Annotated in this window: 6 protein-coding genes; 5 read left to right on the top strand and 1 reads right to left on the bottom strand. The window is 47.6% G+C overall.

Annotation, left to right across the window (positions count from 1 at the left end):
• Positions 1-146 precede the first annotated feature (146 nt).
• Positions 147-785, bottom strand: a complete 639-nt coding sequence (gene adk, locus ACLQ6D_RS07155; RefSeq protein WP_411726592.1) for an adenylate kinase — start codon at positions 783-785, stop codon at positions 147-149.
• 251 nt (positions 786-1,036) lie between these two features.
• Between adk and ACLQ6D_RS07160 the strand changes: the two genes are divergently transcribed.
• The 5 genes from ACLQ6D_RS07160 to ACLQ6D_RS07180 all read left to right on the top strand — a co-directional run.
• Positions 1,037-2,632 (top strand): glycerol-3-phosphate dehydrogenase/oxidase, encoded by a 1,596-nt coding sequence (locus tag ACLQ6D_RS07160; protein WP_411726593.1) that lies wholly within the window; start codon positions 1,037-1,039, stop codon positions 2,630-2,632.
• A 107-nt stretch (positions 2,633-2,739) separates the two neighbouring features.
• The gene (locus ACLQ6D_RS07165) at positions 2,740-3,714 is read left to right on the top strand and encodes a VacJ family lipoprotein (RefSeq protein ID WP_411726594.1); all 975 of its coding nucleotides are present in this window, start codon (positions 2,740-2,742) and stop codon (positions 3,712-3,714) included.
• Between the two features lie 10 nt (positions 3,715-3,724).
• Positions 3,725-6,019, top strand: coding sequence for an alpha/beta fold hydrolase (locus ACLQ6D_RS07170; RefSeq protein WP_411726595.1), 2,295 nt, complete (start codon positions 3,725-3,727; stop codon positions 6,017-6,019).
• A gap of 121 nt (positions 6,020-6,140) precedes the next feature.
• The gene (locus ACLQ6D_RS07175) at positions 6,141-7,277 is read left to right on the top strand and encodes a thiolase family protein (RefSeq protein ID WP_411726596.1); all 1,137 of its coding nucleotides are present in this window, start codon (positions 6,141-6,143) and stop codon (positions 7,275-7,277) included.
• Positions 7,277-9,345, top strand: a 2,069-nt coding sequence (locus ACLQ6D_RS07180) for a 3-hydroxyacyl-CoA dehydrogenase NAD-binding domain-containing protein (protein WP_411726598.1), incomplete at its 3' end; no start/stop codon positions are given. The genes ACLQ6D_RS07175 and ACLQ6D_RS07180, both read left to right, overlap by 1 nt.

The raw sequence follows: 9,345 nt of genomic DNA on the forward strand, positions 1-9,345 counted from the left end.
CATTATTTACCACAGAGGACACGAAGGGCGCGAAGAAAAGGATCCCTATTAACTCAAACTATTGAAAACTTCGTGTCCTTTGTGTTCTTCGTGGTTATCCTTTCAATTCATACAAAAACATGAATTTTTCACAGTCAGTTTCGGGCTTAACCCAATATGGCGTAAATTTTATGGGTGATTTCATCGACACTGCCCACACCGGCAATCGAGTAAAACTTAACCGTTTGATCTGGCGCAGAATAATAATCGACTAATGGTTTGGTCTGCTGATGATAAACGCTTAACCTCTTGCGTACCGTTTCTTCTTTATCGTCATCCCTTTGGATAAGGGCTTCCCCGGTTATATCATCCGTACCTAGAATTTTTGGTGGATTAAATTCCACATGATAGGATCGCCCGGATTGTAAATGAACCCGCCTACCCGCCATGCGCTTCACAATTTCCTCATCATCCACCACAATCTCGATCACCGTATCAACGGCAACGCCCATTGCATCAAGTCCCTCAGCCTGGGCTATTGTGCGTGGAAAACCATCCAACAGAAAACCATTCGCACAATCCTCCTGTTTGATACGTTCTCTAATCACCCCCAAAATAATGTCGTCGGAAACCAAACCGCCTGAATCCATCACCTGTTTTGCGGCAATGCCCAAAGGTGTTCCCGCACGCACAGCAGCACGTAACATATCGCCTGTTGAAATCTGGGGAATTCGGTATTTTTCAGTAATAAATTGGGCTTGTGTGCCTTTGCCAGAACCAGGGCTTCCCAAAAGGATGATGCGCATCAAATAATTCCATAGGATATTCGCCAAAGACGAATACCGAAATTTAACGAAAAATGTCCTTCACGCACTCGAAACTCATGTTAACGAGCACAATGCAATTTGAATGCATTCTATAACATGTCGCCCTTAATCTCTTGTAAATATCTATAAACCTTCATATTCTTCGGAAAACTGACAGGAATCCCCGTATAGTCTCAACTTAGCTTCAAAGTTACGGCTATTAACCTCATCAATCGACCAAAATTTAGGTAATGCAGAGAGATTTCAGCCAACTCAAAAACCAAAAATTGGACGTACTCGTCTGCGGTGGCGGCATTTACGGGGCGTGGACGGCTTATGATGCCGCCCTTCGCGGACTCAAAGTCGCTATTATCGATAAAGGCGATTGGGCGTGTGCAACGTCTTCCGCTTCCAGCAAACTGATACACGGCGGGCTGCGCTATCTGGAAACCTTCGATTTTAAACTGGTCAAGAAAACCTTGGCTGAGCGGCGCATGCTTCTGCAAGCAGCCCCTCATCGGGTCTGGCCGCTACGATTCGGTGTTCCGGTATACAAAAACAGTCGAATAGGCGCGTTTCGGTTGAAAATTGGCCTAGCCTTGTATGATTTCCTTGCCGGTAAAGTACCCCTATCCCAAAAACACCAATCCCATTCGAAGGACGATTTTATCAAGCATTTTCCTTACTTAGACTCGGTTGAATTACTGTCTGGATTCACTTATTTCGACGCCCAAACCGACGATGCACGCTTTGTACTTGAATTGATAGATGGCGCTTGCTCGGCTGGCGCAGTTTGCATCAACTATTGCGAAGCCATCGAATTAGTTGAAAAAAACGGCAAAATCAGCGGCGCCATTCTTCATGACGAGATAAACGATGAAACCATAGAAATTGATGCGGCACTAGTGGTCGATACGACGGGACGATGGTCGTCTTTATTCCAGAACGGTAAGGACTGTTACCTGTTATCCAAAGGCATTCATTTAGTCATGCCGCAAACCCTTAGGGATGAAGCCCTATTGTTAACTGCAAAATCGGATGGTCGCGTGTTTTTTATCATCCCTTGGTACGGCATGACTTTATTGGGAACGACCGACACCGACTATGACGGCGACATCGAAAATGTACCCATTACCAATGAAGATATCAAGTATTTGTTAAGCGAAGCGAATCACGTACTGAAAACAGTAAACTGGACTGAGCAAGACATTATCGGGAAATTTGCGGGCATCCGGGTTTTACAACAGTCTCACAGCAATAATCCTTCGAGCATAAGCCGCGACTGGATTTTAAAAACATCCCAAAACGGATTGCTTTCTTCAATCGGCGGCAAATTCACCTCAGCCAGGGAAGATGCCGCAATCATTACCGATACGGTTTGCAAACAGTTAGGAATTCATAGGGCTGGCCAAACTTTTGGCAGAGCCTTCCCTTGGCTTTGCGGCACTGATTACCAATCATTGCTGGATGTTTCACTACCCAGGGCGCAACGTCTTGGCATCAATAAGGACAGCACCTTCTGGCTGGTCAGTCGTCATGGCAATAAAATCTCCCAAGTTTTCCAATTATGTGAAGATAATCCAGATTTAGCTATGCTTATCAGACCGGAACTACCTTTTATCATGGCTGATTTAGTGTCCTGTGCGCGTCATGAAATGGTTATCCATCTGGATGACTTGCTAAGACGGCGGATACCACTTTTAATACTGGCAAAACTGACGCCCGGAGACTTATCCCATCTCGCCAACATCACGGCAAAAATCCTGGGATGGGACACTAATAAAACTGATGATGAGATAACGAGATGCCTAAAAAAAAGTCCAATTGCCAAGAATATTGAAAAATGAAGCCGCCTGTTTTTTATTAATAAACACCTTGAGTTATACTTGCTTGAAGGAAAAACTATTATCAGGCCGAACACACCCCATTAGCTAGCGCCACAGAGACGCCTATCATGATAACCCAAAAACCTACCCCTATCACACGCCGAATACTTGGCACCTTGATCATTTCAAGTACGCTGTCTGGTTGCTCGACAACACCCGCTACGGCTACGCAAACCAACAATGATCCTATGGAAAGCTGGAACCGCGATGTGCATGACTTTAATAAGGATTTTGACGATACCATCCTAAAACCTTTGGCAAAAGGTTATCAGTCGGCAGTGCCGAATCCGGTCGACGAAAGCATAAGCAATGTTTTCAGCAATATTAATGACATTGGTGTAACCATCAATGATTTTTTACAATTGAAATTTGTCCAGGGCGGTATGGATGCCAGCCGCTTCCTGATTAATACCACCGTAGGTGTAGTCGGGATTTTTGACGTTGCAAAAATGATTGACTTACCCAAGCATGACGAAGATTTTGGCCAAACCTTGGGATCCTGGGGTATTCCATCCGGTTCTTACATGGTGTTGCCCTTCCTGGGTGCCAGTTCGCCCAGGGATACCATTGGCTTGATTGGTGATGCGTTTTTTAATCCCTTGACTTATGTCTCGTTTTTTGGTGGTTTTGCAGCCAATGCCGCCACCGCTGCCGCTACTGCTGTTGATGTCACCGATACCCGGTCAGACTTGATGTCATCCGAAAGAATTGTCGATGAAGCATCGGTAGACCGCTACGACTTCGTTAAAAATGCCTACCTGCAACGTCGTGACTACTTGATTCATGACGGCAATCCACCCGAAGAAAATAACGACCCCCTACTTGAAGAAGGCCTTGATGGAAGCGCAACCGAAGGCGCAACGGACAATAAAACCCAGGATAACCTGGCAAACACTCCCAGTTCCGGTGCGCCCGCTGTCCAAGACCCTAACGCTGTCACTATCATAAACAATTCCACCACGATGCCTAAAGAAGGCGCTGCCGATACGCCTGTTATCGATAATTCAAAACATCTTTTGGATTTGTCAGCCCCAGAAGAATAGCAATAATCCCATGTCAGCAGCTTACCCGGATAACTGGAGTGATATAGATAAGACGCTTTATAACCGCTCAGTCAGGGTATTTGACACCGTCAAAAAAGTACTCAGTGTTAAAATAAAAGTCCATGCCGACACCCAGGTACAACAGGGCGATATCTTCCTGTTTAACCATTTTTCCCGTTTCGAAACGTTCATCCCGCAATTTCTGATCTACGAGCAATCTGGTGCCTATAGCTGTGCTATCGCATCTGGTGAATTTTTTCAACAAGACACGGTGATGGCAAGATACCTCCAGCACGTTGGCGTTTTCCCCCACGACCACGACCGCTTATTTTCTTTGCTGACAGCACAAATACTGCGTGGACGGAAGGTTATCATTTTCCCTGAAGGCAGTATGATCAAAGACCGTCAGGTTATTGATGAAAAAGGCAATTACGGTATTTATTCGCGCATGACAGGTCTACGGCGCAAACAACACACGGGTGCTGCCGTCCTGGCACAGGGAATTGAAGCCATAAAAATCATCATCCGACATGCCTATCATCAAAAAGACCATGACCAGTTGGTCTGGTGGAAAGAACAACTTCAGCTAGATAGCCTGGATCAATTACTCACCTCCGCACTCAAGCGTACCCTGATTATTCCCGCCAATATTACGTTCTACCCGATTCGGACATCGGAAAACTTACTGTTAAAAGCGGTCGATTTTTTTACTGATAGCTTAAGTTTGCGGCAAACCGAAGAACTGCTGATCGAAGGCAATATCATGCTAAAAAACACCGACATGGATATACGCATGGGTAGGCCGCTAGAACCTTTTGACCGCAAATTTTTTGGTAGCCACTATTTATTGCAACAAGTGATGGCTAAAGCCAAATCGGTGGACGACATCTTTACCCTGCAAGCCAAACCTAAAGACTGGCAGCAAAGATGCCTGGGGTTCTATTTTAAAAAAGCGGCTAATGCGACTCGCGACCGGTACATGGAGGAAATTTACCTTAACGTCACCATCAACCTAAGCCATCTTGCCTCAATCCTGATCATGTATCTGATCAAAAACGGACAACCACAAATCGAACAGCAACGGTTTTTCACCATACTTTATATAGCGGTCAAGCACTTACAAAACAATACGAATATCAATTTACATCGAAGTTTGCTCAACCCCATTGATTACAGCGAACTGATCAGCGGCACCAGCACACGCTTCCAACATTTCATCTCTGAAGCCATAAACACCGGCCTTATCGCCAAATACAAAACCCGATACCACTTATTGCCGAAACTGCTTGAAGACCATGATTTTGACAGCATACGACTGGAAAATATGATCGCTGTTTACGATAACGAAGCCAAGCCCATTACGGTTGTTCGCGAAACCATCATTAAAGCGCTGGCAGAATGTGATGACATCGATCAACAGGAGCTTGCTGCCTGGCATTTTGAGGATGAATGCCGCGACTTAAACTGGGAGCATCACGCCTACAATAAGCCCACTTATGATGACATCAATGCCCAGGAAACCGCCACTGCCGATGCGAACCCTTTTTTCCTCGATCCGCATGAGGACAATGGCATAGGCGTCCTGCTGATCCACGGCCTGCTCGCCAGCCCTGCCGAACTCAGGGATTACGGTGAATATCTAGTCCAACAGGGTTACACTGTGATGGGTGTCCGGCTCAAAGGCCACGGCTCATCGCCTTATGCCCTGCAAAACCAAACCTGGGAAGATTGGTACCAGTCAGTGGTTCGCGGCTATAGGATACTTAAGGCCCACAGTGACCGGATTTTCGTGACCGGATTTTCCACCGGCGGGACTTTGGGCCTCAAACTGGCTACCGAACATTTTCCTGACATCATTGGCGTCAATGCCGTTGCTGTGCCGATAAAATTCATCAATCCTGCCTTTATGTTGGTACCTCTACTTCATGGCACCAATAAGTTGGTGGATTGGATATCATCATTCGAGGGGATCAAGTCTTTTATTGAAAATGCCGCCGAACATCCAGCGGTCAATTACCGGAACGTACCCGTCAAAAGCCTGTATGAGCTAAGGCAACTAATTGAACAAATGAATGATTTTGCGCCAAAATGTACAGTGCCAGTATTGATTTTGCAAGGCGACAATGATCCGGTCGTTTCATTTAAGAGCGCCCATGCGATCATGGGCAAGCTCACCTGCAAAAACAAGCAGCTAAAATTCATACCTTCAAACCGCCACGGTATCTTGATGGAGAATATCGGCGGCACTTGGGAAAGTATTGATGAATTTATGAAGGAGTGCATAGATGAAACGAATACGAAGTAATCCGGTCGTAAGAGCAGATGCACTGACTATTTAAGAACGAGGTGTTAACGGCTTAATGCGAGGAAGCAGTGTTGGGCGAGTGGTAATGAGGCGAGGATTCATATAACGAGGAGATCAAATAATGAAAAATGTTGTTGTTGCCGGGTATTGCCGATCACCCTTCACGCCAGCCCAGAAAGGAGGCTTGGCAAAAGTTAGGCCCGATGACCTCGCCGCCCAAGTGGTTAAAGGCTTGGTCAGCAAAACGGGAGTCAATCCCGACGACATCGAAGACCTAATCCTGGGTTGTGCTTTTCCAGAAGGCGAGCAAGGCCTTAACGTCGCGCGCTTGATTGTCTTTCTGGCTGGATTGCCTAGCACCATAGCGGGAATGACGCTCAACCGTTTCTGCGGCTCGTCCATGCAGGCCATCCACATAGCGGCTGGCGCGATACAGATGAATGCAGGCGAAGTATTTATCTGCGCTGGCTTGGAGTCGATGAGCAGAATCCCGATGGGCGGCTACAACAATATGCCCAACCCTGCGCTTTATGAAACTTTCCCGCAAGCCTATATCAGCATGGGTGATACAGCCGAAAATCTTGCCCGAAAATATCAAATCGCCCGTACAGAGCAAGAAGCTTTCGCACTGGATAGCCAAAAAAAGGCTTACGCTGCCCAGCAGGGTGGCAAATTTTCCGATGAAATTATACCCATCACGGCAAAATCAGGCTTGATTGACACGGATGGCTGCTTGCGCCCTGAATCCACAGCAGAAGGCTTAGCTGGGCTAAATCCCGCATTCCAGGCCTCCGGCACGGTAACCGCAGGTACTTCTTCACCCCTAACGGACGGCGCAGCCGCCGTTTTGGTGTGCAGTGAAGACTATGCCGATGCCCACAAGCTGCCAATAATGGCACGCATCAAGGCTTGCGCCGTTTCCGGCTGTGCGCCAGAAATCATGGGCATAGGCCCGGTTAACGCAACCCATAAGGCCTTGATCCGAGCCGGAATAACCTTGGACAACCTTGATATTGTCGAGTTGAATGAAGCTTTTTCTGCACAAGCCTTAGCGGTACTTAAGGAATTGCCGATACCTATGGCTAAACTCAACCTTGATGGCGGTGCAATTGCCTTAGGCCACCCGCTGGGCGCAACTGGAGCCCGGATTACCGGGAAAGCTGCCAGTTTATTGCAGCGGGAAAATAAACGCTATGCACTAGCGACACAATGTATAGGTGGAGGTCAGGGAATAGCCACTATTCTGGAGGCGATCTAATGAACATCCAAAAAGTGGCGGTCATCGGCGCGGGTGTGATGGGCGCAAGCATTGCCGCGCATATCACTAATGCGGGCATACCCGTATATTTGCTGGATATAGTCCCTAATGGAGCGGCTAACCGTAACAGCATCGCCGAAACTGCCGTCAAAAAATTGCTGGACAGCAATCCAGCGCCTTTTATGGGTAAAAACAATGCCCGACTGATTACGACAGGTAATATTGAAGATCACTTGCACTGGCTAGCCGATGCCGACTGGGTGATTGAAGCAGTCATTGAAAATCCGCAAATAAAACAGTCGCTTTACCAAAAGCTTGAAGCGGTTTGTAAGCAAGACTGCCTGATTTCCTCAAACACGTCTACCCTGCCTTTGGGTTTGCTGGTCAAGGACATGCCGGACAGTTTCAAACGGCGTTTCATGATTACCCATTTTTTTAATCCGCCCCGCTACATGCGCCTGTTAGAGCTGGTTTCAAGCCCGGCAACAAAACCCGCATTGGTTGAAACAGTCAGCCAGTTCGCCGATATAAAACTGGGTAAAAACTGCGTAACCTGTAAAGACACCCCCGGCTTTATCGGCAACCGGATTGGCATTTATTGGCTGCTACACGGCCTCTTGGACGCAATTGACCAAGGCATAACGGTTGAACAAGCCGATGCCATCATGTCCGCACCTTTTGGAATCCCCAAAACAGGTGTGTTCGGTTTGCTGGATTTAGTGGGTCTGGATCTGATCCCCCCTATCTTGAAGGGCATGAAACTGGCGCTGCCACCGCAGGATGCTTTTCATGAGGTCAATCGACTGCCTGACATCGTACAAAAAATGATTGCCGACGGTTACACGGGCAGGAAAGGCAAAGGCGGGTTTTACCGCTTGAATAAAATAGATGGGGCGCGTATCAAAGAATCCATCAGCCTTGCTACTGGCGACTATACCCGAAGTGAAAAATCGGATTTGTCCACAATTAAAGATGCCCAAAAAGCTGGCCTTCAAGCCTTGTTATCGCACCCTCACCCCGTTGCCCAGTATGCTTGGCGTGTGCTATCCCACACCTTGTGCTATGCCGCCAGCTTAGTCCCTGAAATTTCCGATGACATTACAGGAATTGATGCCGCCATGCGTGACGGCTACAACTGGAAGTTTGGGCCATTTGAGCTATTGGATCAAATCGGTGTGCCCTGGTTCGTGGAAAAGCTCCGCAGCGAAAACCGCCCTATCCCGACATTGTTAGCCAAAAATTCCAGCTTGTATTCGACTAGCTCAGGCCAGTTGGAATTTGCTGACCTTGCTGGACAGTATCATCCTATCCGAAGGGTCGAAGGCGTTTTGTTGCTGTCCGACATCAAGCAACAAAACCCACCCATCCTTAAAAACGCCTCCGCCAGCTTATGGGACATCGGCGACGACGTGGCTTGCCTGGAATTCCATAGCAAAATGAATACGCTGGACATGGATTCCATGGCATTGATTAAGCAAAGCATCGACAAGGTCAACAAGGAATTCACAGCATTGGTGATCCATAACGATGCCGAAAACTTTTCCGCTGGCGCTAACCTTGGCCTATTGATGAAAGCGATCCATGAAAGCGACTGGTCGGCGGTAGAGCAACTTATCAATCAAGGACAACAAACTTATCAAAGGTTGAAGTATGCTCCTTTTCCCGTGGTCGCCGCACCCTCTGGACTCGCCCTGGGTGGCGGCTGTGAAATACTGCTGCACTGCGATGCAGTGCTAGCCCATGCCGAACTTTATATGGGCTTGGTGGAAGTCGGTGTCGGCCTGATTCCAGGCTGGGGAGGATGTAAGGAATATCTGCGCCGCTGTTTAATGCAGCCGAAACGGGCTGGCGGGTCTATTCCACCGGTCATCAAGGCATTCCAAACCATCGGATTGGCGAGCGTATCGAAATCGGCTTTTGAAGCGAAGGAACTGTTGTATCTCAGTGCTAGCGACGACATAACCATGAATAAAAACCGGCTCTTGGCCGATGCCAAATCCAAAGCCCTGGCCTTATCTAAAGATTATGCACCGCCAAAGCCATACCTGTACCCAATGCCTGGAAAAAC

Origin of the sequence: Methyloglobulus sp. (assembly GCF_046714055.1) — a bacterium.
Taxonomy (GTDB): Bacteria; Pseudomonadota; Gammaproteobacteria; order Methylococcales; family Methylomonadaceae; genus Methyloglobulus.